Raw genomic sequence first — 23,636 nt, 5'->3', positions numbered from 1 at the left:
TTTGTGCGCTAAACGGGGTTATGAAAGCAAAAAAAGGTTGCTGTTATCAGCAACCTTTATGCGTTCAGATACCTTGAAACGTCAGGCGTGACGGATCAATTATTCAGGTAACAGGGCGCTGGACGTGAATCCGCACGGACCGTTTTCCTGTTTTTTAAACCGCCAGCAGTGCTGATGATATTTCGCGACCGTATTGCGGTGCGCGACGCTGACCACCGAGGTTTCCGGCAGTTCGCTCAGCAGCAAGGCGTAAACCTGATGTTCGGTTTCTTCATCCATCGCGCTGGTGGCTTCATCAAGGAACAGCGTATCCGGTTTGATCAGCAGGGCGCGGGCAAACGAAAGACGCTGTTGCTCACCCGGCGACAGGCGCTGGCTCCAGTTAGCATAATCATCAAGATGATCGACCGTGGCCAGATGCGGCAGGCGGCACTGCGTGAGGACCTGTTGCAGACGCTCATCCGAATATTCGCGGCTGGCATCCGGATAACTCAGCGCATCCCTCAGCGTCCCAATGGGAATGTAGCTGCGCTGCGGCAGGAACAGATAACGCTTGCCCTGCGCCAGCGCAATATTGCCGGAACCGTAAGGCCAGATACCGGCGATGGCGCGAAGCAGCGTCGATTTACCGCAGCCGGACGGCCCGGCAATCAGCACGCGTTCACCGGGTTGCATTGCGGCAGAAACGTTGCAGAACAGCGGATTGCCATCCGGCAGATTCAGCGTCAGATTGTCGAGCTGCAGCGCATGTTGCGTGCTTTCACCGACCTTGATCCCGCGCGGCTGGGCATTCACCTGATCAATCGCTGCGTTGAAACCGGCAAGACGGTTCACCGTGGCTTTCCAGCTCGCCAAATTGTCAAAGGCGTTGATGAACCAGGATAAGGCGTCCTGAACCTGGCCGAACGCGGAGGCAATCTGCATCAGCGCACCCATCTGGATCGCACCGGAGAAATAGCGCGGCGATGCCACCAGAATCGGGAAGATGTTGGCAAACTGGGCATAGAAATTGGAGGCAATGTTCAGGCGGCGGGTTACGCGCATGATCGACCACCAGTTGGTTTTGATCGAATCAAATTTGCCGGTGAGCTGATCGTGTTCATTTTTTTCGCCGTGATACAGCGCGATAGCGTCACTGTTTTCGCGAATACGGATCAGCCCGAAACGGAAGTTTGCCTCAAACCATTCCTGATTAAAGCCTAAACGCACCAAAGGTTTACCCACATACCAGATGAGGGCGGAACCGACGGCTGCATACAAAATCGCAAACCACACCATGTAGCCAGGAATGGTGAATTCATGCGAGGCGATGGCAAAGTGGAGCGGGCCACTGATGGACCACAGAATAAAGACGAAAGAGAACAGCGTCACAACGCTCGACAACAACCCGAGGACCAGAGAAAGGGTGCCGCTGGTCAGGGCATTCAGATCATCTGAAATACGCTGATCGGGGTTATCCACCTGATGCTGGTACTCCGTGTAATAATAGGCGTGATTGGCCAGCCACTTATCCATATACTCTTCGGTCATCCAGCGCCGCCAGTTCATTTGCAGGCCTTGCGTCAGATAGATCCGGTAGACCGCAATGACGATACTGAGTAACGCAAGCCAGGTGAATTTAAACAGCTGGGCTTTGAAAACCGGATAGTTTCTGTTTTGCAGGGCGTCATAAAACACGCGGTTCCATTCGTTGAACTGAACGCTGATGTAAACGCCTGCAAGTGAAAGAATGATGATAGTGGTTAACATGCCCCAGGCACGCCACTTTTCTTCTGAGCGCCAGTACGGCTTAATCAACTGCCAGACGGCGCCCCATTGCGCCGATTTCCCAGGTTTTTTAGTCATAATTGCCATGTGTGTTCGATATGTTGTGAAGCCTAATCATCCCAGAATGAGTGCCTTAGCGCGATAGGGCAATAAAGCACTTGTAAGGATGTTTTTCCAGCACGAAGCTCTGTAGACCACAAAAGTAGAAGGATGTTTGATGAAAGTCGCAGTGAATTTTCTGCTGGTGGCAGGATGTTTTACCAGCGTTCAGGCGCTTGCTCAGATTGATGAACCGGACATTAATGCTGATTGCGTGAAGGCGGGGATTTACGCCTCTGCCGGGAAAGTCGCGTATCAGCAGGGTGAATTCGCGAAAGCGCGGGACATTTTCCGCAATCAGGTCGCCTGGAGCGAGTTCTGCCAGAAGCCGCAGGATCAGATTGCGACGGCGTATAACAATATTGCGCTGACCTATATCCGGCAGGGGAATTATCGCAAAGCCAAAGCCTGGCTGATGCTGGCGCCCGCTGACAAAAAATCACAGTACAACCTCAGTCAGATTCAGCCCAAACTGGATGCGCTGCCGCAACCTGAAAGCGCGGCGGGCGAATACTGGCAATATGCCGGTTATGGCAGCTGGAATCTGGTGGACGTAAAAGCGGAAGAAGCACAGTTCAGAATCGATTTCTCCGGCCAGTACATGGGGCAGATGTCGTTGTACTACGGCCCGAATATCGGTGAATTCTCCGTGGTCACTGCCATTAAGGATAATCACGCGGTTTATCATGAAACCGACGATGTGGCCGCCGGCGACGGCAATTGCGATGTCGATATGGCGTTCGGGCAAGAAAACGTCAAACTGCATACCACCGGGGATTGCGGTTTCGGCCACAACGTCCGGGCCGAAGGAGAGTTTGTGCGGGTGACGCCGTAGATCTGAGAAGGTGTACGGGCAGATCTGAGGCGCTTTTTTAACGCCTCCCCTTTGCAGGGGAGGAGCAAATCGCCTCTTTGCTATGCCTGAGGGTCCACCACACAGGGACCGAAGCGGTTATCTTCAGGATCGCTTTTGAAGAACAGGGGATATTAATTATTCAATGTTTACATTTATTAAGGCCACTTCATTTCACCTTTCAATACTTTCGCACTCAGCTGTAATGACGAATCATCTTTCAGCTGTGGATAATGTTTTTTCATCGCAGCGATAAGCGCGGCAGAATCTTTGGCTTTAGGTAATTCTTTTTCCAGCGTCAGCAGGTAATCGCGGGTAAATTTCACGGCTTCCACGGTGTGCGCTGCGCCTGGCAGGAAATGCCCCGGCACGACGATTTGCGGCTTCAGGGCGGCGATTTCATCGAGGGCTTCCACCCACTGCTTACGGGATTTCGCCGTCTGAGTATCCGCCGTCCAGATGTGCATGTTGTCACCATTCACCAGTACGCCGCCAACCACTGCTTTCAGCGAAGGGATCCAGACAAACGTCCGTTCTTTGTCCACGCCCTGAACTTCAAATTTATGGCCTTCCAGTTCAAACGTAGTGCCCTTCAGCGGCTCGGGAACCACGACAGATTTTGGCGCGTTTTCTTTAAGCTGCGGCCCCCAGAAAGCGACTTTGCCGTCTTTGCTGGCGTTGATCTGATCGATGGTCGCCTGCGTGGCGATGATTTTGGCCTGCGGGAACGCAGCATGGATCACGTCCAACCCGAAGTAGAAATCCGGATCGGACTGGCTGATGTACACGGTGGTCAGTGTTTTGCCGGTGGCTTTGATCATCTCTACCAGCTTCTCTGCGTCATTGCGCTGGAACTGGGCGTCGATCAACACCGCGTCTTTTTCGCCGGTGATGATTTCAGAGGACACCGGGAAAATACTTTTTTCACCAGGGTTGTACACGTCCATTTTCAGCGCGCTGGCGGCGTGAGCGGAAAGGGAGCTGCCGAGAAGGGCGGCAATCAGCGTCAGATGTTTCAGTTGCATGGGTTTTCCTCAGAGACATAAATAATCACATTCAGTAAGTATCTACTGTACGTTGCATAATCCGCGGGAAAAACCGGATAATGTGCAACTGTTTGTTGCATAAACCGGACGAATCATGGACAGAATTACCGCTGCACAAGTGTTTGTTGCCATCGTTGAACGCGGGAGCATGGTCAGTGCTGCCGAATCGCTGAATATGTCGCGGGCGATGGTGACCCGCTATCTTTCGGAGATGGAGAAGTGGTCGGGGGCGCGCCTGCTGCACCGTTCCACCCGAAAACTCAGCCTGACCGATGCAGGGGAAAACACGCTGGCGCGCTGCCGGAAGATGCTGTCAGTCGCGGCGGAAATGGGCAGCGTGGCCGATACCGGCAATGAAGCGCTGCGCGGTTTGCTACGCCTGAGTTGCTCGCAGTCTTTCGGGCAGGGCGCGGTGGTGATTGCGGTCAGCGAATTTTTACGCCGGCATCCGCAGGTGAGCATCGATCTTCAGCTGGAAAGCCGGGCGATCAATCTGGTCGAAGATCGGATCGATCTGGCACTGCGTATCACCAACGATCTCGATCCCAATCTGATCGCCCGGCCACTGGCGCTCTGTCCGTCGGTGGTGTGCGCGTCTCCGGCGTATCTGGCCGCGCAGGGCACACCGCAGCATCCGCAGGATCTGGCGGTTCACAATTGCCTGACGTACACCTGGTTTGGCAAAAGTCTGTGGCAGTTTGAGCATCAGGGGGAAAAAATCTCGGTGCCGGTCAGCGGCAATCTGAGCGCCAATGAATCGCTGGTGCTGCTGACCGGCGCGGTGGAAGGGGCGGGCATCGTGATGCAGCCTTATTACTCGGCGGCACCGCTTATCGCCGCGGGCCAGCTGGTGTTACTGCTGCCGGAATGGCAGCCGCAGGAAATGGGGATTTATGCCATTTACACCTCACGCAGGCAAATGCCCTCCGCGTTGCGTGCGCTGCTCGATTTTCTGGTGGAGTGGTTTAAAGGCCATCCGCGCTGGCTGTCGCTGACCGATGAAAAACACGGAGCCAGCCGGGGAAGATAAAGACTGGAATCGGTTCCTTTTTCGCAGCCAGCGCATTATCCGCAATGTATTGTTATGTAAAGATTAATCAGGGTTCCGGCCATTTTTCAGGCAGTAAGGGCACAGACTGCGTCTGGTCAAAAGTGTGATCAACGTGGTATTTAAGCCAGTCCGGTGTCATACCGGCGCCTTTACTCATCACTAAAAAATTTCCGGAGTTTTTATGCCTGTCGCACTCCTGGCACTGGCGCTCAGCGCGTTTGCCATCGGTACCACTGAATTCGTCATTATGGGGCTGCTCCCCAATGTGGCGGGTGATCTGCATGTCAGTATTCCTTCTGCCGGTTGGCTGATCAGTGGATATGCGCTGGGCGTTGCCATAGGCGCGCCAATCATGGCCGTGCTGACGGCAAAACTGCCGCGTAAGAACACCCTGCTGCTGCTGATGAGCATCTTTATTATTGGCAACGTGATGTGCGCGCTGTCCTACAGCTACGGTTTCCTGATGCTGGCGCGTGTGATCACGGCGCTGTGTCATGGCGCATTCTTCGGGATTGGTGCCGTGGTGGCAGCCAGTCTGGTCGCGCCGAACCGCCGTGCGTCGGCCGTTGCGCTGATGTTCACCGGCCTGACGCTGGCTAACGTGCTGGGCGTTCCGCTCGGTACCGCCCTCGGACAAGTGTTCGGCTGGCGCTCAACGTTCTGGGTCGTCGCGGTGATTGGCGTGGCATCCCTGTTTGCGCTGTATAAAAATCTGCCGGATAAGAAAGAAGAAGAACCGACCGATCTGCGTAAGGAAATCCGTGCGCTGGGCAGCCTGGGGTTATGGCTGTCGCTGTCGATCACCATTTTCTTTGCGGCGGCAATGTTCGCGCTGTTTACCTATATCGCGCCGATCCTCACCGAAATTACCGGTGTCTCTGAGCACGGCGTCAGCTGGACGCTGCTGTTGATCGGCCTCGGTCTGACCATCGGTAACGTGGTGGGCGGGCGCCTGGCGGACTGGCGTCTGGGTGTTTCGCTGACCACCACTTTCCTGCTGATCGCGGTGTTTTCCGTGCTGTTCAGCTTCACCAGCGTTCATCTGGTGGCGGCGGAAATTACGCTGTTTATCTGGGCGATGGTGAACTTTGCTGCGGTGCCTGCGTTGCAGGTTAACGTGGTGACTTACGGCAAAAACGCGCCGAATCTGGTTTCCACGCTGAACATTGCGGCGTTTAACGTCGGGAACGCGCTGGGGGCGTGGGTTGGCGGTGCGGTTATTGAACGCGGAATGGGGCTGAGCTCTGTGCCTCTGGCGGCGGGCGGACTGGGCGCAATCGGCTTCGTGCTGTGCGTCATTACTTTCCGTCGTGCGGCGAAGAAAGCGGTGAAAGCAGCGGCGTAATTCAGCAAACGAATATCAGCCAATGACCAGTGGAAAGGCCACGCACAATGACGCCTGCGTGGCCTTTTTTATTTCTGCTTTGACCGGTCAGTGGCTTATCAGAAACGGACTTCGCCGCCCACCAGATAAGTTCTGCCGCGCGCCGTATTTACCGCCGTGCCCGGATCGTTCTGGCCATACATCGAATTCAGTTTATTCAGTGCTTCTGAATAATCCTTATCCATCAGGTTCTGCACGGAGAATTTCAGCATCAGATTACGGTTAAATTCGTAGGTGCTGTAGAGGTCGATAATGGTCGGAATGTTGGGCATCTCTTCATTTTCCAGCGCACCGGTCGTCTCATTGAAATTCTGATCCGGCGAGGTGCGGCGGGTTTTGCCGGTGTATTTCACCAGTGTTCCGACGGTCAGGCTTTCATCAAGGAAGCGCACGCCGGTATCGACGGTGAAAAACATCTCCGGCAATTCATTGATGTTGCCGACGCCAAACGAACCGGTGGCAATCGACGTGGGCTGATTGGTGTGTTCCTTGCTGAAAGAGAGCCGGGTGAAGGCCCAACCGGTATCATATTCCGCCTCAATTTCCACGCCGTGCGTGCGCACCGGTGACAGGGAATTGACGTAAATGTACATGTTGTCGGCATAGTCTTCGCTCTGATCTTCCCAGTCGTTTTGCAGGTTCTCGCCGATGCTACATTTACGCCCGTTGCGGCACACCATAAAGGAATCACTGTAGATGTAATTCTTGATTTTACTGGTGTAATACAGGGCTTTCAGGCGGAAGGAATCCTCTTCAAACAACAGGTTACCCGCCGTGGAGTTAAAACCGATCTGATAGGTTTCCGCACGTTCGCCTTTGAGGAACGGGTTCATCGAGGCGCCGCCGGAGTTAGAGAAAAACACTTCCTGCACGTTCGGGCCGCGCATGGATTTGCTGTAACTGACGAAGGGTTCGAACCACGGACGGATTTCCGCCGAGAGCATCACCGACGGGTTAAAGCCGTCTTCGGTCAGGCTGATAGTCTGACCGCCCTGCGGGAAGCAGGTGACGCGCGGATCGCACGCGGGTTTGTAACCGCTGAGATCGTAATAGCTGTAGTTGAGATCAACGTTACCTTTCCAGATGCCTTTTTTCAGCTCCAGCCCGGTGTACAGGCTGTAAACGTCCTGTTTGCCGGAAGGCTGGAAGGTATTGTTCTCAATCGACTGCTGACCGGCGTCGGGATTATCTTCAGACCAGGCATTGCTGTTGATATTTTTATCGTACTTATTGCGCATGATTTTACTGCCGTAACTCCAGGCGGTATCGACTCCGGCAAACGCAAAGCGCGAGGTATTATTGATATCGACAGCATCCGACTGATTGCTGGCATCTGTATTATAAAACGTATACAAGGTGTTGTTATTGTATTTCTGATTTCCGCGGCTGGTGCTGAGCATTAAATTAAAATCAATCAGCTCGGAGAACGGCGCGTAATGATATTTCACATAGAAGTCATCGCTGGTGATATCACGCTGGGTAAATTTATTCCCGTAATGTCTGCCGGATAATTCGACACTGTTAAATTCATCGGGCTTAATATCCACTTTAACTAACTGGGATTTCGGATTCTGGCGATAACTTTTTTCGTAGCCGAAATCGCTGCTGCTCTGGCCGTCGCCATTTTTAAACTGGGCGTCGATGGCGCTGCCGCTGATGGCCGTCATAATCCCGAAACTGCCGGTGTCGGTGAACGCATCGGTTTTACCGGCGACGGCGACCATGCCGCTTTCGCCAATGCCGTTATTGCCCGCCGAGAAACGGGTGCGGATGCCAAACGGATTGCCGGAAAAAATCACGTCATCCACGCCAATAGTGCGCAGGTTAGCGCTGCCCGCCAGGGCGTTGACGCCCGCTGAACCGGCGCTGGTGCCGCGCGAGACATCAATGCCCACCAGGAAGTTCGGGTCGATTAACGCGCCCGATGCGCTGCTGGTGGAGCCATGCGAAATACCGCCCGGCACCGAAGAACCGTAGAAGTTTTGCGTCACGCCGTCGATCATGGTGTTGACGCGACCAAAGCCGGACATGCCACGAATATTGACGTCTACCGTGCCCTGGCTGGGGTCAATTTGCGTGAACGTGCCCGGCATACTGCGTAATACAGAATCGGTGGATTGCAGATTGGTATTTTCCCCGCGTGAGCTGAATGCGCCGGGTTTCGCCATCGCTTCATGTTCACTGCTGAGTTTATCCGCCGAGACTTTCAGCGGACTGAAAGTGACCGATTCTTTATTACTTTCTGTTTCTGTGGTGTCAGCAAATGCAAGCGGTGCAGCCAGCACTAAACCGGCACTAAGCATGCCGGTTAAAATGTTATTTTTCATATTCCCTCAGGAGGCTTTATTTTCTAATTGTTATTGCTCAGCGTTGCTTTCTAATTAATTACCAATGGGTGTTACGGTTATTATTATTTTGGTCCATCTGAATAATGAAACTGTATTCCTGCGCGGTATTTCTAAGCCGGTTAAGGCGACCTGATTTTCCGCCATGACCGGCCGCCATCTCGGTGGTCAGTAAAATCACTGACGATCCCTGATTCAGGGTACGTAAACGCGCGACCCATTTGGCCGGTTCCCAGTACGGCACCTGCGAATCGAATAATCCGCCGGTAACCAGCAGGTTGGGATACGCCGTCGCATGCACGTTGTCATACGGGCTGTAAGATTTAATGCGCTGATACGCGGCAGGCTCAGCCGGATTTCCCCATTCCTCATATTCGCCTTCGGTCAGCGGCAGCGTCGGATCTGACATTGTGGTCAGCACATCGACAAACGGCACCTGCGCGACCACGGCGTGAAACAAGCCCGGTTGCTGATTGATGACCGCACCCATCAGCAGGCCGCCCGCGCTGCCGCCCATGGCATATAAATGTCCCGGCTGGCCGAAGCCTTGTTGCGCCAGCGCCTGAGTAGCATCAATAAAATCATTGAAAGTATTGGCTTTATTCTCCAGTTTTCCCTGCTGATACCATTGCTGACCCAGTTCACCGCCGCCGCGCACGTGGATCAGGGCAAAGACAAATCCGCGGTCTAACAGGCTGATGCGGCTGGCGCCAAACGCCGGATCCATACTCATGCCGTACGCGCCATAGCCGTAAGCCAGCAGCGGATTCTGGCCTTTGCGGAACAGCGATTTTCGGTACACCAGCGAAACCGGCACCTGTACGCCGTCGCGCGCGGTGATCATCACCCGCTGGCTGGCGTAATGTGCCGGATCCACGCCTTCCACCGGTTTCTGCTGCAACAGCGTGCGGGTGCCAGTGGACATGTCCCATTCATAAATCCGCGTCGGGGTGGTCATGGAGGAATAGCCGTAGCGCAATTTGTCGGTGTCCGGCGTGGGATTTGAACCGAGCCACGCCATGTAACTGTCTTCGTCAAACGTCACGTTGCGCGTCTGTCCGGTTTTCCAGCCGATCATTTCCAGCCGAACGCGCCCCTGACTGCGGACTTGCAGCACCAGCTGATGGCGGAACAGGGCAAAGTTTTCCAGATCCCGCTGATCATCCGGCGCGACCAGTGTCTGCCAGGGCGAACCCGCTGACGGCGTTGCATACAATCCAAAATGCGGACTGTGCAGACTGGAGCGGATGTAAAACTGACCGCGATAATGGTCCAGATAATATTCCACGCCCGGACGACGCGCTGCGAATAGCTGCGGCGCAGCCAGCGGTTCACCGGCCGGGATCAGCCGCACGTCGGAAGACGTATTACCGCTGCTGACGATCATCAGATAATCGTCTGAGGCCGTGCGCGAAAGGCCGAGGTAAAAACCGCCGTCCTTTTCTTCATACACCAGCGCATCCTGAGAAACCGGCGTGCCCGTCTTATGACGGAAAACCTGATACGGCATCAGCGTTTGCGGATGATTGCGGATATAAAACAGATACTGACCGTCCGCCGACCACTGCATATTTCCCGAGGTGTTTTGCAGCACATCATTTTGCCAGACGCCGGTATTAAGATTGCGCAGACTGATGCTGTACTGGCGGCGTCCCTGGGTGTCTTCGGCGACGGCCATCTGCTGATTGTCGGTGCTGATTTCCAGCCCGCCAAACTGATAATACCGGTGACCGGCGGCGCGCTGGCTGGCGTCCACCAGCGTCTGCCAGACCGCATTGCCGCTGACCGGCTGACGCAAATATTGCGCATAATCTTTGCCGGGCAGATAACGCTGCTGATAACGATAACCGTGCAGTTCATACGGCACAGATTCGGTGTGCTCCCCCTGGCGGGCGCGCATTTCCTGATACAAGGTTTCCGTTAATGCTGCCCAGCCGGACATCATCCGGGCGCTGTACTGATTTTCGGCACGCAGATAATTCAAGACTTTCGGGTTCTGACGGCTGTCATCGCGCAGCCAGTAATAATCGTCCGTCCGGCTTTCACCGGCCATCTGCAAAATTTGCGGATGCTTTTCGGCAACCGGCGGCACGGGCTGCGCTGAGGGGGTGGTACAGACAAAGAGCGTTCCCGCCGTCAGCAGCGTCATCAATCGTGAAAGAGTCATAATATTCCGTTAAGACTTGCGGCTGTTCGCGCCGCTCAGGGTAAATTCCAGTGGCATCGTCACCGGCACCTGACCGGCTTTCAGCATCTCGCCCGGCGGTTGCGGCAGCGGGCTGGCGCGTTGTAGAACCGCCAGCGCTTCGGCGTCCATCGACATCGTGCCGGATGATTTCACTAACCGGCTGCTGATCACTTCGCCGCGTTGATCGACGACAAAAGCCACCAGCGCGACGCCGGTGCGGTGGCGCGAAATGGCGTCCGGCGGATATTTTTTCAGGCGGTTAAGCTGCACTTTCACCCGTGTTTCCCAGGTCACTTTGGCGTCGCGGGTCTGCGAGGAATCGCTGTTCATCGGTGCGGCAATTTTATCGGAAACCGCCGCCGTGACCGGCGGGGCAGCCGCGCTGGCGGCGGAAGCGCGGGTGGGATCCTGCTGGCGTTCCTGCGTTTTTTGTACCGGTTTGCGGCGTTTGGGCTGTTCTTGCGGTTTTTTACGTTGCTGAACCAGTTTGATTTCCGCGCTTTCATTTACCGGCGGCGTGATGTTTTTCTGCAACTGCGGCGTTGTTTCCTGCTTGCTGGACGCAGCCGAATCCACCGCCTGCTGAAGGCCGACGGGCAGCGGTTTGGTGGTTTGATTATTTTCGACGCTGGCAGAAAGCGTCACCATCACGGCGGGTGGCGGCAGCTCGTACGGCGGCGGCACGGGCGCTGACCACAATAACCAGGCGGCCAGCGCGCCGTGTGCTGTCAGGGACAATATCAGCCCGATAATGCGGCGCTGAGGGCGCAAAACAAACGCCGCAGCGACCGGTGTACCGGTAAGAAAGTGAGTGGTCATTTAGTCCATTAAAATGATAATGAGATTCAATATTATTTGATAATAGTAATCATTTGTAATGGCTCTTTACAAGAAACTTTCACAGTCTCCACATTTTTAATTCAGTGAGCACAATAACTTAAGGGTCATTTCGCGGCGGGTTTAGCGGCTGCTGCCGGGGTTATCCACACGAAATCGGCCTGAGATTTATCGACCGTCACGCCCGTTTCCGCCAGAAGAAGTACAGTGACGGACGCCGTCGCATCGAGATCTTTCACATGCACCGGCACGCCGATACTTTTGCCTGCGTGATAACCGCCAGCGATCAGCAAAGCCGGGGCGGGCGCGGCCAGAAGACGCTCGGCCATGCGACGGTCGCGCTGCTGCTGGATCGCCAGCATGGCGTGCAGCTGTTCTGCACCGATATTTTGCTGATGAGAGGTACGGATAGTGTCGCTGATGGCGTTTCGTACAGCCGGATCCGCCGAACGGGCACCGGCCGGGAACTGCGGATTTTCATAGAACGCCATGATTTCACTGCGATCCAGATTGGCAGAAAGCAGCGGATACGGCGCTTTCATGGCGTTCATCACCACATCGCCGTACATCGACCAGTCCCAGCTTTTTTGCCAGTTAATCAGTTCTGCGACATGCGCAGGGCGGGCGTCCGGCCCGGTTTGCAGCCAGGCTTTCACCTGATCCACTTTCGGCTGCTGATCCGGTGTCAGCATTTCCATCAGCACGCTGCCTTGCGGACGCACAGCCGGCAGGCTCTGTACCAGCCAGTTTTCAATCTGATGATGTGAGGGATTGTCGTGTTTTTCACCGACGATAACGCGGGGTTGAGCAGCCAGTTTGCTGAGCAACTCAGACGGAGAAAGGGTTGCGCCGGTGTGCAAATCAGTGATGGTGCCGCCCGGCGCCGTCAGCGGTTTGGCGGTGTGGCGCGGGGCGGTGGAGCAGGCGGTCAGAGCCAGAATGGCCAGAAGTAAAAACTTGTTCATGGTGATCCTCATTTTCCATAGCGGGATGCTGTCCGCATGTTATGGATAATGATTATCATTTACAAGTCAGTGCATCAGCGCGGCCTCAAGGTGTCCGGCAAAACGTTGTGCCTGCTGATGGCAGTGTTCAATAAACGTGGTGACCAGCGCGGAAGCGGGGCGGTGCAGCGGGCGGATCAGGCTGACGGTGAACGGCACGGCGATGCTGAACTCCCGTAATACGACGCCGTTTTCGCTGTTTTTAGCAGAATAGTCCAGCGCAGTCAGCGGGTTAACGATGGAAACGCCCGCGCCTTCACGCACCATGCTGCACACCGACGCGGCGCTGTGAGTTTCCATCACCAGCCGCCGCGAAACCTGTTGTTCCGTAAATAAAGTGTCGAGCAGATGGCGGTAACTGTCGGTGGCCGACAGGCTGATAAAATTCAGGCCGCTGAAATCCTGGGGTGTAAGACGTGATTTTTCCGCCAGCGGATGCCCGGACGGCAGTACGCACACCTCGTTCAGCGTGAGCAGCGTCTGGCGCTCGGTTCCGGCGGGCGTCTGGATGTTTTCCGTCAGTCCTAAATCATGACGCTGCGCCGACAGCCACTCTTCCAGCAGCGGCGATTCCTGCGGCACGATGTTGAAACTCACGTCGGGGTAGCGGTCGAGAAATGGCTTACACACCGCAGGCAGCAGCGACTGGCTGAACACCGGCAGGCAGGCGATAGAGAGTTGCGCCTGCTCAAACTGACGGATGCCTTCCGCCGCGCTGACGATTCTGTCCAGCCCGTAATACGATCGCTGCACTTCCTCAAACAGCCGCAACCCTTGCACCGTCGGGTATAAACGCCCGCGCAATCGCTCGAACAATTGCAAATTCAGCAGCTTTTCGCAGCGCGCGAGCTCGCGGCTGACCGTCGGCTGCGAGGTATTGAGCAACGCGGCGGCTTCGGTCAGATTGCCGGTGGTCATGACCGCATGAAAAATTTCGATATGGCGCAGGGAAATCGCAGGCATGGGTTTATCCGGTGAGCGAAGGAACAGCCCATATCATAAATGAATAGACTGGCCTGAAATAGATATTTTATCGCCGGTCAGTCACGCGGCATACTGAGGGAAATATGACTGAATTCACCTGACGGAAAATCTTATGCCACGCGCCCTGAACGACCTGTCTACCGCGCTTAATGCCGCGAATTTACTGGCTCTGCCGCAACAATTTGGCTGCCCTGTGTGGGCGTATGACGCTGAGATCATCAAAGCGCGCATCGCGCAGTTGCGTCAGTTCGACGTCATCCGTTTTGCACAAAAAGCCTGTTCCAATATTCATATTTTGCGTCTGATGCGCGAGCAGGGCGTGAAAGTCGATTCCGTTTCACTGGGTGAAATTGAACGTGCGCTGGTGGCCGGTTTTATTCCGGGCCGTGAAGACAGTGAGATAGTCTTTACCGCCGACGTGCTGGATCAGCCGACGCTGGAGCGCGTGACGGCGCTGGATATTCCGGTGAACGCCGGTTCCATCGACATGCTCAGCCAGATTGGTCAGCACAAAGCCGGGCATCCGGTGTGGCTGCGCGTGAATCCGGGCTTCGGTCACGGTCACAGCCAGAAAACCAATACCGGCGGCGAAAACAGCAAACACGGGATCTGGTATGCCGATTTGCCACAGGCAATGGCAGAAATCAGCCGGTACGGCCTGAAACTGGTGGGTATTCATATGCATATCGGTTCCGGTGTGGATTACGGTCATCTGGAGCAGGTGTGCGATGCGATGGTCAGTCAGGTGATTGAAACCGGACAAGATATTGAAGCGATTTCAGCCGGTGGCGGTCTGTCGATCCCGTATCATTTTGAAGAAGAATCCATTGATACCGGCCACTACTATGGCCTGTGGAACCGTGCGCGTGAGCAAATCGCCGCGCATCTGGGGCATGACGTTAAACTGGAAATCGAACCGGGGCGTTTCCTGGTGGCGGAATCCGGCGTGCTGGTGGCGCAAATCCGCGCAGTGAAAGACATGGGCAGCCGTCACTTTGTGCTGTGCGACGCAGGCTTTAACGACCTGATGCGCCCGGCAATGTACGGCAGCTATCACCATATTTCGCTGTTACCGGCAGATGGTCGCGATGTGAGCGGACAGCCGCTGACTGATGCTGTGATCGCCGGGCCGTTGTGTGAATCCGGCGACGTGTTCACCCAGCAGGCAGGCGGCGGAGTGGAAACCTTCCCGCTGCCGCCGGTGCAAATCGGTGATTATCTGGTGTTCCATGACACCGGGGCGTACGGCGCATCCATGTCATCCAACTACAACACCCGCCCGCTGCTGCCGGAAGTGTTGTTTGAACATGGCGTACCGCGGTTGATTCGTCGTCGTCAGACGGTAGAAGAGCTGATCGCCTTAGAACTGTAATCCCCGCCATCCTTCGCGCTGACTCTGCGTTGGCTGCCTTTCACGAACCCCGGTCACATACTTGTGTATGTGACCGGGGTTTCATTGTGTTGCCGCCCTGATGCCACTCAAAGGATTCAGGGGAATTCCTGAGTGATAAACTCATTACTTATCAAACATCTCTTTTCGCAGTAACACGATCTCTTCGGCCAGTTCACGGCACAGCATGGCGGTCATCAGGTGATCCTGCGAATGCACCATGATCAGGTTCACCGGAATTTTGCCCACGCCTTCATCCAGACCAATCAGCTGCGTCTGCACTTTGTGCGCGATACGCGCCGCATCGTCTGAGGCTTTCAGCATGGCATCAGCCTGTTCCCACTCTTTTTTACGTGCGTGCTGAATCGCCATCATCGCGTTAGATCGTGCTTCTCCGGCGTTGATCAATAACTCCATCACCGTTTGTTCCAGATCGAATTCCATCGAAAACTCCAAATTGGTATACCAGAAAAGGGTGAATTCATCATATTGGAATTCCAATATTCACATGTGAGAACAATGTCACAGAAATTAATTCTCATTCAGCTATTTTTTGGCATGCCACATTTCGCATTATTGATGAAATAACGCCGACATGTGGCCGACAGGATCACTCTCAGAAACGGAATCTGGCTCTACTTCGCGCGACACCTTTTCTTTCAGATGCATAAAAGGTCAATGCGAAACAAACACCTGCAAAGCGTGAAACAAAATTAAAAGAGGTGGTGTCATGTCATTTAAAGACCGTTTTATCGATTCTCTCGGGGGATTCGCCAATACCTTTAATAGCTACAGATACATTATGGCTATCAAAGCTGCTTTTATCACATTAATGCCCGTTATTATTGTAGGGGCATTCTCCGTATTAATTTCTAACATGGTGATGGATCCGAAAAACGGATTGGCTCACTTTGAAATGTTGTCATGGCTGGCGACGCTCAAACCGATTATGAGCAGCATTAACTACGCCACGCTGAGTTTCCTGACCATTGGTGCCGTCTTCCTGATCGGTATTGAATTAGGAAGAATTAACGGCTCGCGATCATTATTTCCCGGCCTGCTGGCGGTCATTTGTTTTATTGCCGTGACGCCGACCACTGTCGATATGATGGTCAATGGTCAGATGCAGGAAGTGAAAGATGTACTGGCCAAACAATTCTCCGATACGAAAAGTCTGTTCCTCGGCATGTTTATTGCCATCCTCTCAGTAGAAATTTATTCCAAGCTCGAAAGCTACAGCGGCCTGCGAATTAAGATGCCGGAAAGCGTGCCGCCGAATGTCTCGGCGTCATTCTCCGCATTAATTCCGGCCATTATTACCGTGGTGATCATTGCCACCTTCGGTTTTGTGTTCCATCAGGTCACCGGCATGTATTTGTACGATGCGGTGTATCAGGTGATCCAGCGTCCGCTGGAGTCGGTGATGCAAAGCCTGCCGGGCATTCTGCTGCTGATGTTTGTGGCGCAACTGTTCTGGGTGATCGGTATTCACGGCAATCAGATGATCAAGCCTATCCGCGAACCCCTGTTGCTGGGCGCGATCATGGTCAACATGACGGCCTTCGAGCAGGGTCATGAAGTGCCGAACATCATCACCATGCCGTTCTGGGATGTGTACATGAGCATCGGGGGTTCCGGTTGCACCATCGGTTTGTTGCTGGCCGTCATGCTCGCCACGCGTCGTAAAGAGATGCGCGAAATCTCCAAGCTGTCACTCGGGCCAAGCGTCTTTAACATCAATGAACCGGTAATTTTCGGTATGCCCATCATGCTTAACCCGATTCTGGCGATCCCGTTCATCATCACGCCGCTCATCACCGGGACCATCGGTTATTTTGCCACCAGCCTCGGTTTTGCCGGACGCGCGGTTGTCATGGTGCCGTGGACTACGCCGCCTATCATCAACGCCTGGCTTTCTACCGCCGGTTCGATGGGGGCTGTGATCACGCAGGCCGGTTGCATTGTGGTGTCGGTGCTGATTTATCTGCCGTTCGTGAAAGTGGCTTCCCGCCGCGCCGAACAGGCACAGCTTGAAGCGATGCAGCAAAAACAGGCGGCGACGGCCTGAGTCAATTCATCCGGACAAAGAGGACTGTTATGAGCAAGGTTACCATCGCCATTCCTGAAGGATTTATCCTCGGCGCCGCGGCTTCCGCGTGGCAGACCGAGGGCTGGAGCGGCAAGAAAGACGGGCAGGATTCGTATCTGGATCTCTGGTACAAAAACAGCCGTCACGTCTGGCACAACGGCTACGGCCCGGCGAAAGCCACGGATTTCATCAACCGTTATAAAGAAGACGTGGCGCTGATGAAAGCCAGCGGGCTGAGCCACTACCGCACCTCGATCAACTGGTCGCGCTTTCTCACCGACTATGAGCTGGGCACCGTCGATGAAGCGTACGCCGCTTACATCGACGACCTGCTCGATGAGATGAAACGCAACGGTATCGAGCCCATGCTTTGCCTCGAACACTACGAACTTCCGGCGTATCTGATTGAAAAATATGACGGATGGAGTTCAAAGAAAGTTGTCGAACTGTTTGTGTTGTATGCGGAAAAGGTGTTTGAGCGTTACGCCCATAAAGTCAGCCGCTGGTTTACGTTTAACGAACCGGTGGTGGTGCAGACCCGCGTGTATCTGGATGCAATCCGCTGGCCGTTCGAGCAAAACACCGCAAAATGGATGCAGTGGAACCACCACAAAGTGCTGGCGACCGCCAAAGTGGTCGAGCTGTTTTACCGCAAAGGTTATAACGCCTCAGGCACCGTCGGGGTGATTTTAAATCCGGAAGTGACTTACGCCCGTTCAACCGCGGCGCACGACCAGCAGGCGGCACGCATATACGATTTATTTTATAACCGCGTATTTTTAGATCCGATGATTAAAGGGGAATACCCGCAGGAACTGCTGGCATTACTGGAAAAGCACGGCGTGCATTTTGATTATTCACAGGCTGAGCTGACGGTAATTCGCAATAACACCGTCGATGAAGTGGGGATTAATTTGTATTACCCGCACCGGGTAAAAGCCCCCTCCCGCGAATGGAATAAAGAGACGCCATTCCATCCGGCGTATTATTACGAGCATTTTGAATTGCCGGGCCGGAGGATGAATAAATCCCGTGGCTGGGAAATTTATCCGCGCGTGGTGTATGACATGGCGATGCGCATTAAAACCGAATACGGCAATATTTCGTGGTTTGTGGCTGAAAACGGCATGGGTATCGAAAACGAAGGGCAGTTCCGCGACGCAATTTCCGGCGAAATTCAGGACGATTATCGGATCGAATTTATCGCCGAGCATCTTTACTGGACGTTAAAAGCGCGGGAAGACGGCGCAAATTGTCAGGGATATATGCTGTGGGCATTTACCGATAATGTCTCGCCGATGAATGCGTTTAAAAATCGCTACGGGTTGATTGAAATTGATCTTGATGACAACCGTAACCGCCATCAGAAAAAATCGTCCCGCTGGTTTAAATCCCTCAGTGACAATGGCGTGTTGTCTTTGACGCTGGATGACGAAGATAAATAACCTAAGGAAATACTATGAAACGTATCGTATTAGCGTGTTCAGCAGGCATGTCTACCTCGCTTGTGGTCACCAAAATGGAAAAAGAAGCCGCGGCCCGTGGCCTGGAATTTAAAATCTACGCCATCCCGGAAAATAACCTGCGAGATGAGCTGGAGGCCTATGGCCGGGATATTCAGGTGGTGTTGTTAGGGCCGCAGGTGAGATTCAAACTGGCGGAAAATAAGAAGCTGACTGATGAACAGGGTATCCCGATTGCAGTGATCGACATGGTGGCTTACGGCACGTTAAACGGTGCAAAAGTGCTGGATCAGGCGTTATCTCTGATACAGTAACATCCGGTCTTTTTTGGTTTATGCATCAGGGTGATTGTGTGGAAAAGGGTGTGGTTTCGCAGGACAGAAAGCAGTATCAGGAAATCGGGCATGACCTGCGCGAGCAAATCAAGCAAGGGCATTTTGCTGTGGGATCCCGCCTGCCGCCGGAACGCAACATGGCGGAAACCTACGGCGTCAGCCGGACGATTGTGCGCGAAGCCTTACTGATGCTGGAACTGGAAGGCACGGTGGATATCCGTCAGGGTTCCGGCGTGTACGTGATCCGCATTCCTTCTCAGGAAGAAGGCGAAGACGAACTGATGTATCAGGGGCAGATCGGCCCCTTTGAAATCCTGCAGGCGCGGCAGTTGCTCGAAAGCAATATCGCCGCGTTTGCCGCCAAAATGGCGACCAAATCTGATATCGAAAATCTGCGCCGTACGCTGGAGCAGGAGCAAACCGCTATCGTTGCCAACGATGAGAGCGGCGACAATGACCGGCTGTTTCACCTGCTGATTGCCGGGGCGACGCAAAATCAGATGTTGCTCGATTCGGTCAAAAACATCTGGATGCACCGTGACTCCAGCCCGTTGTGGAAACAGTTACACAGCCACATCGCCACGCGCGGTTATCGCCTGAAGTGGCTGGCTGATCATCAGAATATTTTGGCGGCACTGCGACGTCGCGACGTGATGGGCTCGTACCAGGCGATGTGGCAGCACATGGAAAACGTGAAAAATACGCTGATGGAATTGTCGGATGTCGATGCGCCGGAGTTTGACGGTTATCTGTTTGAATCCGTGCCGATTTTTCAGGGTAAAATGGTTTGAGTGCCATGAAGATCATTAACCTCAGCGACCGGCCTGAATTCAAAGAACAGGTGACGGACTGGTTATGGCAGGCTTTCGGCAGCGAGAACAGTCGGGATTTTTTTGCAAGCGTAGTGCAAAGCAGCCTGAGCGGCGCGGATCTGCCGCAAACGTATATTGCGCTGGCAGGCGAGACGCTGGCGGCAACGGTGGGGCTGTGGCGCTGTGATCTGATCAGCCGCCAGGATCTGACCCCGTGGCTGGCGGCGCTGTACGTCGATGAAGAGTTCCGGTCACAGGGGCTGGGGCATCAGTTGCAGGCATTCGTTCTGGAACAGAGCCGCCGCAGCGGCTTTCGTGAAGTGTACTTGTACGCTGAATTTACCGGCTATTACGAGCGTTTTGGCTGGCAGTATATTGGCGATGCGCTGGATTATCCTGATAAACCGGTGCATCTGTTTCGCCAATTTCTTTAGTTGCCTGCCGGGTTGCTCACCGAGTGTCGGCGCACCAGCGTCGGGCTGAACATGTGGGTGGTTTCCGGTAACGGCGTGCCATTGGCCAGCGCTAACGCCAGCTGCGCCGCCTGATTCGCCATCGCCACCACCGGATAACGCACGGTAGTCAGACGCGGACGCAGATAGCGTGAAATCAGCACATCATCAAACCCAATCAGTGAAATTTCTCCCGGTACATCAATGCTGTTATCGCTTAACACCGATAACGCACCGGCGGCCATCGAATCGTTATAGCAGGTCACCGCGGTAAATCCTTTTCCCAAACCGAGTAAATCCGCCATGGCTTTTTCACCGCCGATTTCATCGGGTTCGGCGTAGGCGATCAGCTTGTCATCCACCGGAATATTATTCTCCGTCAGGGCGTCGATATACCCCTGCAGGCGATCGCTGGCGTCGGAAATGCCGTGGTCAGAACACAAAATCGCGATGCGTTTATGCCCGGCCTGAATCAGATGGCGGGTTGCCAGCCAGGAACCGTAACGGTCATCAAGGGCAATACAGCGCTGCTCGAAGCCCGGCAGCGTACGGTTAATCAGCACCATACCGGGGATCTGTTGCATCAGGCTGGTCAGTTCATCCTCGGGCAGCATTTTGGCGTGCACCACTAACGCGGCACAGCGGTGGCGGATCAACTGTTCAATGGCCTGACGCTCTTTTTCGACGTTGTGATAACCGTTACCAATCAGCAGAAAATTGCCGGTGGCGTAGGCCACCTGTTCCACCGCTTTGACCATCGCGCCGAAGAACGGGTCAGAAACGTCTGCCACGATAAGCCCCAATGTTTCGGTCGCCTGTTGAGCCAGGGCGCGCGCATTGGCATTCGGATGATATTGCAGGTGTTGCATGGCGCTCTGAACCGCATCCCGCGAGCTTTCGCTGGCTTTCGGAGAATGGTTAATCACGCGTGAAACGGTCGCAACCGATACGCCTGCCAGTTTTGCTACATCCTTAATCGTTGCCATAACACTTCCGCTATTCCGTGAGGGTAATCGTTTACACTGACCAGTTTTGCGGAAAAGACCGGTCGCTGCAAGGAGGCTGATCGCAACTTTTAGATGTAAGGGCGATGTAATAGAAAAAGATCGTTGTGATTAACGGAAATCCCAGTGCGATAGGGCGGAAATGCATTTTATTAAGATTATTTGTTCTTTGAACTGCCAGCGTCCTGAATGGTATTTTTAAGGTCATTCATCTGCGCTGAGAAAAATAGAAATTATGTCGATAAAACGCTATCCGCAACTGGCTCACTGGGGCGCGTACACCGCCGTGGTGGAAGATGGCCGCTTGATCCGCTGTGAACCTTATAAAGCGGATGCCGATCCCTCGCCTTTACTGGATTCTATTGTGCCGCTGGTTTATTCCGACAAGCGCATCCGTAAACCGGCTGTGCGTCGCTCGTGGCTGCAAAAACGCGAAAACAGCGATCGCTCGCTGCGTGGCCGGGAAGATTTTGTCGAAGTGGACTGGGATCTGGCGCTGGATCTGGTGGCGGAAGAAAACCGGCGTGTGCGCGACCGCTATGGCGCTTCCGGCATTTTCAACGGCTCTTACGGCTGGTCCTCCGCCGGGCGTTTGCATCATGCCCGATCGCTGGTGCGTCGTTTTTATTTCACCGGCGGCGGTGGCGTGGATCAGCTTGGCAACTACAGCTGGGGCTCGGCGCAGTTTTTCCTGCCTTATGTCATCGGCACTTTTACACCGCTGACCGGCCGGGTGACTTCATGGCCGAGCGTGGTTGAACACGCAGAAATCCTGCTGGCCTTCGGGGGCCTTGCGCTGAAAAATGCGCAGGTGGCGTCAGGCGGCGCAGTAGAACATACGCTGAAACCGGCGCTGGAGCAGCTGGCGAAGAAGGGCACCCGCGTCATTAATATCAGCCCGATGCGCGACGATTGCCCGGCGTTCCTCAATGCTGAGTGGATCCCGATCCGCCCTAATACCGATGCGGCGCTGATGATGGCGATCGCGTTTGAAATTCAGCGCAAAGAGGCGCAGGACGATGCGTTTCTCGCCAGTCACTGCGTCGGTTATCCGCAACTTGCCGCCTATCTGCGCGGCGATTCGGATGGCATCGCGAAAGACCCTGCTTGGGCGAGCCACATTACCGGTATTCCGGCGGAGCGCATTGCGCGTCTGGCCGATGAGTTGATTGGTGTGCGCAGCTTTATTACCTGTTCGTATTCCGTGCAGCGTGCTCATCGCGGTGAGCAACCTTACTGGATGATGATCGCTATTTCCGCGATGCTCGGCCAGGTGGGTTTACCGGGCGGCGGTTTCTCGTTTGGTCACGGTTCGATGAACAGCGTCGGGAATCCGCGTTATGACACGCCGGGGCCAGCCGTCAGCGCAGGGCCAAATCCGTCCGGCCTGTCGATCCCGGTCGCCCGTATCAGCGACATGTTGCTCAATCCGGGGCAACCGTATGAATTCCAGGGCGAAACGCAGCATTATCCTGATATCCATCTGGTGCACTGGGCGGGCGGAAATCCGTTCCACCATCATCAGCAGCTTAACCGGCTGGTCGAAGGCTGGCAGAAACCGGACACCATAATCGTACAGGATAACGTCTGGACGCCTGCCGCGCAGATGGCGGACATCGTGCTGCCTGCCACGACGTCGCTTGAGCGCAACGATATCGGCGGTTCTTCGAGGGACCGCTTCGTGCTGGCGATGCATCAGGCGATTGCGCCTCAGCATCAGGCGCGTAACGATTTTGATATTTTTGCAGACATCGCTGACCGACTCGGTTATCGCGAACAGTTTACGCAGGGGCGTAATGAAGATCAGTGGCTGCGCCATATTTACCGTCAGTGCGGCGAAGCGCAAAAAGGCACCGGCGTGGAATGGCCGGACTTTGAAACGTTCTGGGAGCGCGGTTTTGTCGAACTGCCGATGCCGGAAAAAGATTTTGTGTTCTTCGAGGAGTTCCGCAAAAGTCCGCGTGCAAATCCCCTCGGCACGCACAGCGGAAAAATCGAACTGTTCTCGGAAACGATCGCCGGTTACGGTTACGCAGATTTCGCGCCACACCCTGAATGGCAGCCGCCGGTAGAATGGCTGGGCGCTGAAACAGCCAAAGAGTGGCCGCTGCACCTGATTTCCATTCAGCCGAAAGATCGTCTGCACAGCCAGCTCGATCAGTCTCCGCTGGCGCAGTCCAATAAAACGGCCGGTAAAGAAACGCTGTTTATGCACCCGGAGGATGCCGTCAGCCGCCAGCTGAATGAGGGCGATCGCGTAAAAGTGCATAATGCCCGCGGCAGTTGTCTGGCCGGAGTGACGTTTAACGATGGCATAACGCGCGGTGTGGTGCTGATGTCGACGGGCGCCTGGTTTAACCCTGGCTTTGGCGGCAAATGGCAGGAGACCGAGCAGGCGGGTAACCCGAATGTGCTGACGCTGGATATCGGCACTTCACGTCTTACGCAGGGTCCGAATGCCATGAGTTGTCTGGTGGAAGTCACGCAGTGCGCACTAAATGATTAAAACCGGGGACATTTTCACCACTCGTTA

19 protein-coding genes are annotated in these 23,636 nt (G+C 54.6%); 10 read left to right on the top strand and 9 right to left on the bottom strand.

Going from position 1 to position 23,636, the window contains the following annotated elements; translation table 11 throughout:
• Positions 1-99 precede the first annotated feature (99 nt).
• On the bottom strand, positions 100-1,854 hold the full coding sequence (locus tag ABSH60_RS05640) for an ABC transporter ATP-binding protein/permease (protein WP_056781866.1): 1,755 nt from the start codon (positions 1,852-1,854) through the stop codon (positions 100-102).
• Positions 1,855-1,984: 130 nt separating this feature from the next.
• Between ABSH60_RS05640 and ABSH60_RS05635 the strand changes: the two genes are divergently transcribed.
• On the top strand, positions 1,985-2,701 hold the full coding sequence (locus ABSH60_RS05635) for a tetratricopeptide repeat protein (protein ID WP_390973070.1): 717 nt from the start codon (positions 1,985-1,987) through the stop codon (positions 2,699-2,701).
• Positions 2,702-2,877: 176 nt separating this feature from the next.
• Here the strand turns inward: ABSH60_RS05635 and ABSH60_RS05630 are convergent, their stop codons facing one another.
• A complete protein-coding gene (locus ABSH60_RS05630) occupies positions 2,878-3,744 on the bottom strand; it encodes an MBL fold metallo-hydrolase (RefSeq protein ID WP_390973068.1) in 867 nt (288 codons plus the stop codon).
• Positions 3,745-3,859: 115 nt separating this feature from the next.
• Between ABSH60_RS05630 and ABSH60_RS05625 the strand changes: the two genes are divergently transcribed.
• Together ABSH60_RS05625 and ABSH60_RS05620 are read left to right on the top strand one after the other, a co-directional pair.
• On the top strand, positions 3,860-4,795 hold the full coding sequence (locus ABSH60_RS05625) for a LysR family transcriptional regulator (protein WP_183850249.1): 936 nt from the start codon (positions 3,860-3,862) through the stop codon (positions 4,793-4,795).
• A gap of 202 nt (positions 4,796-4,997) precedes the next feature.
• Entirely contained in the window at positions 4,998-6,161 is a 1,164-nt protein-coding gene (locus ABSH60_RS05620) for an MFS transporter (RefSeq protein WP_390973066.1), read from the top strand.
• Between the two features lie 98 nt (positions 6,162-6,259).
• Here the strand turns inward: ABSH60_RS05620 and ABSH60_RS05615 are convergent, their stop codons facing one another.
• The 5 genes from ABSH60_RS05615 to ABSH60_RS05595 all read right to left on the bottom strand — a co-directional run bounded on the left by ABSH60_RS05615 (position 6,260) and on the right by ABSH60_RS05595 (position 13,537).
• Positions 6,260-8,527: a TonB-dependent receptor domain-containing protein gene (locus ABSH60_RS05615; RefSeq protein ID WP_390973064.1), complete on the bottom strand. Its 2,268-nt coding sequence runs from the start codon at positions 8,525-8,527 to the stop codon at positions 6,260-6,262.
• Between the two features lie 58 nt (positions 8,528-8,585).
• Positions 8,586-10,694 carry a prolyl oligopeptidase family serine peptidase gene (locus tag ABSH60_RS05610; RefSeq protein ID WP_390975691.1) on the bottom strand — a complete coding sequence of 703 codons (2,109 nt, stop codon included), beginning with the start codon at positions 10,692-10,694 and terminating at the stop codon, positions 8,586-8,588.
• 27 nt (positions 10,695-10,721) lie between these two features.
• Positions 10,722-11,552 carry a TonB family protein gene (locus tag ABSH60_RS05605; RefSeq protein ID WP_056781844.1) on the bottom strand — a complete coding sequence of 277 codons (831 nt, stop codon included), beginning with the start codon at positions 11,550-11,552 and terminating at the stop codon, positions 10,722-10,724.
• 125 nt (positions 11,553-11,677) lie between these two features.
• Positions 11,678-12,535 carry a ChaN family lipoprotein gene (locus ABSH60_RS05600; protein WP_390973062.1) on the bottom strand — a complete coding sequence of 286 codons (858 nt, stop codon included), beginning with the start codon at positions 12,533-12,535 and terminating at the stop codon, positions 11,678-11,680.
• Positions 12,536-12,601: 66 nt separating this feature from the next.
• Positions 12,602-13,537: a LysR family transcriptional regulator gene (locus ABSH60_RS05595; protein WP_390973060.1), complete on the bottom strand. Its 936-nt coding sequence runs from the start codon at positions 13,535-13,537 to the stop codon at positions 12,602-12,604.
• Positions 13,538-13,670: 133 nt separating this feature from the next.
• Here ABSH60_RS05595 and lysA point away from each other — a divergent pair, with 133 nt between their 5' ends.
• Positions 13,671-14,930 (top strand): diaminopimelate decarboxylase, encoded by a 1,260-nt coding sequence (gene lysA / locus ABSH60_RS05590; RefSeq protein WP_122097013.1) that lies wholly within the window; start codon positions 13,671-13,673, stop codon positions 14,928-14,930.
• Positions 14,931-15,074: 144 nt separating this feature from the next.
• On the opposite strand, the gene ABSH60_RS05585 is transcribed toward lysA, so the two are convergent.
• Positions 15,075-15,392, bottom strand: a complete 318-nt coding sequence (locus ABSH60_RS05585) for a PTS lactose/cellobiose transporter subunit IIA (protein WP_056781835.1) — start codon at positions 15,390-15,392, stop codon at positions 15,075-15,077.
• A 286-nt stretch (positions 15,393-15,678) separates the two neighbouring features.
• Between ABSH60_RS05585 and ABSH60_RS05580 the strand changes: the two genes are divergently transcribed.
• The 5 genes from ABSH60_RS05580 to ABSH60_RS05560 are packed head-to-tail and all read left to right on the top strand — an operon-like array spanning position 15,679 to position 20,081.
• Positions 15,679-17,016 (top strand): PTS sugar transporter subunit IIC, encoded by a 1,338-nt coding sequence (locus ABSH60_RS05580; protein ID WP_056781833.1) that lies wholly within the window; start codon positions 15,679-15,681, stop codon positions 17,014-17,016.
• Positions 17,017-17,045: 29 nt separating this feature from the next.
• Positions 17,046-18,482 carry a family 1 glycosylhydrolase gene (locus ABSH60_RS05575; RefSeq protein ID WP_390973057.1) on the top strand — a complete coding sequence of 479 codons (1,437 nt, stop codon included), beginning with the start codon at positions 17,046-17,048 and terminating at the stop codon, positions 18,480-18,482.
• Positions 18,483-18,496: 14 nt separating this feature from the next.
• The gene (locus ABSH60_RS05570; protein ID WP_056781828.1) at positions 18,497-18,814 is read left to right on the top strand and encodes a PTS sugar transporter subunit IIB; all 318 of its coding nucleotides are present in this window, start codon (positions 18,497-18,499) and stop codon (positions 18,812-18,814) included.
• Positions 18,815-18,852: 38 nt separating this feature from the next.
• Entirely contained in the window at positions 18,853-19,626 is a 774-nt protein-coding gene (locus ABSH60_RS05565; RefSeq protein WP_056781826.1) for an FCD domain-containing protein, read from the top strand.
• A gap of 5 nt (positions 19,627-19,631) precedes the next feature.
• Positions 19,632-20,081, top strand: coding sequence for a GNAT family N-acetyltransferase (locus tag ABSH60_RS05560; protein WP_390973054.1), 450 nt, complete (start codon positions 19,632-19,634; stop codon positions 20,079-20,081).
• Here the strand turns inward: ABSH60_RS05560 and galR are convergent.
• The gene (gene galR / locus ABSH60_RS05555; protein WP_390973052.1) at positions 20,078-21,085 is read right to left on the bottom strand and encodes an HTH-type transcriptional regulator GalR; all 1,008 of its coding nucleotides are present in this window, start codon (positions 21,083-21,085) and stop codon (positions 20,078-20,080) included. The genes ABSH60_RS05560 and galR overlap by 4 nt on opposite strands.
• A 253-nt stretch (positions 21,086-21,338) precedes the next feature.
• Here galR and ABSH60_RS05550 point away from each other — a divergent pair, with 253 nt between their 5' ends.
• A complete protein-coding gene (locus tag ABSH60_RS05550) occupies positions 21,339-23,609 on the top strand; it encodes a molybdopterin-dependent oxidoreductase (RefSeq protein ID WP_217203829.1) in 2,271 nt (756 codons plus the stop codon).
• Positions 23,610-23,636 lie beyond the last annotated feature (27 nt).

The organism is Rahnella sp. R3(2024), from assembly GCF_042920125.1.
GTDB classification, from domain to species: Bacteria; Pseudomonadota; Gammaproteobacteria; order Enterobacterales; family Enterobacteriaceae; genus Rahnella; species Rahnella rivi.
Note: the sequence above shows the minus strand (reverse complement) of the source record. Positions and strands in the feature narration are given on the sequence as shown.

Excerpts from the sequence above, each read along its gene's own strand:
- ABSH60_RS05640 (WP_056781866.1), bottom strand. The coding sequence starts at position 1,854 with ATGGCAATTATGACTAAAAAACCTGGGAAATCGGCGCAATGGGGCGCC.
- ABSH60_RS05635 (WP_390973070.1), top strand. The coding sequence starts at position 1,985 with ATGAAAGTCGCAGTGAATTTTCTGCTGGTGGCAGGATGTTTTACCAGC.
- ABSH60_RS05630 (WP_390973068.1), bottom strand. The coding sequence starts at position 3,744 with ATGCAACTGAAACATCTGACGCTGATTGCCGCCCTTCTCGGCAGCTCC.
- ABSH60_RS05625 (WP_183850249.1), top strand. The coding sequence starts at position 3,860 with ATGGACAGAATTACCGCTGCACAAGTGTTTGTTGCCATCGTTGAACGC.
- ABSH60_RS05620 (WP_390973066.1), top strand. The coding sequence starts at position 4,998 with ATGCCTGTCGCACTCCTGGCACTGGCGCTCAGCGCGTTTGCCATCGGT.
- ABSH60_RS05615 (WP_390973064.1), bottom strand. The coding sequence starts at position 8,527 with ATGAAAAATAACATTTTAACCGGCATGCTTAGTGCCGGTTTAGTGCTG.
- ABSH60_RS05610 (WP_390975691.1), bottom strand. The coding sequence starts at position 10,694 with ATGACGCTGCTGACGGCGGGAACGCTCTTTGTCTGTACCACCCCCTCA.
- ABSH60_RS05605 (WP_056781844.1), bottom strand. The coding sequence starts at position 11,552 with ATGACCACTCACTTTCTTACCGGTACACCGGTCGCTGCGGCGTTTGTT.
- ABSH60_RS05600 (WP_390973062.1), bottom strand. The coding sequence starts at position 12,535 with ATGAACAAGTTTTTACTTCTGGCCATTCTGGCTCTGACCGCCTGCTCC.
- ABSH60_RS05595 (WP_390973060.1), bottom strand. The coding sequence starts at position 13,537 with ATGCCTGCGATTTCCCTGCGCCATATCGAAATTTTTCATGCGGTCATG.
- lysA (WP_122097013.1), top strand. The coding sequence starts at position 13,671 with ATGCCACGCGCCCTGAACGACCTGTCTACCGCGCTTAATGCCGCGAAT.
- ABSH60_RS05585 (WP_056781835.1), bottom strand. The coding sequence starts at position 15,392 with ATGGAATTCGATCTGGAACAAACGGTGATGGAGTTATTGATCAACGCC.
- ABSH60_RS05580 (WP_056781833.1), top strand. The coding sequence starts at position 15,679 with ATGTCATTTAAAGACCGTTTTATCGATTCTCTCGGGGGATTCGCCAAT.
- ABSH60_RS05575 (WP_390973057.1), top strand. The coding sequence starts at position 17,046 with ATGAGCAAGGTTACCATCGCCATTCCTGAAGGATTTATCCTCGGCGCC.
- ABSH60_RS05570 (WP_056781828.1), top strand. The coding sequence starts at position 18,497 with ATGAAACGTATCGTATTAGCGTGTTCAGCAGGCATGTCTACCTCGCTT.
- ABSH60_RS05560 (WP_390973054.1), top strand. The coding sequence starts at position 19,632 with ATGAAGATCATTAACCTCAGCGACCGGCCTGAATTCAAAGAACAGGTG.
- galR (WP_390973052.1), bottom strand. The coding sequence starts at position 21,085 with ATGGCAACGATTAAGGATGTAGCAAAACTGGCAGGCGTATCGGTTGCG.
- ABSH60_RS05550 (WP_217203829.1), top strand. The coding sequence starts at position 21,339 with ATGTCGATAAAACGCTATCCGCAACTGGCTCACTGGGGCGCGTACACC.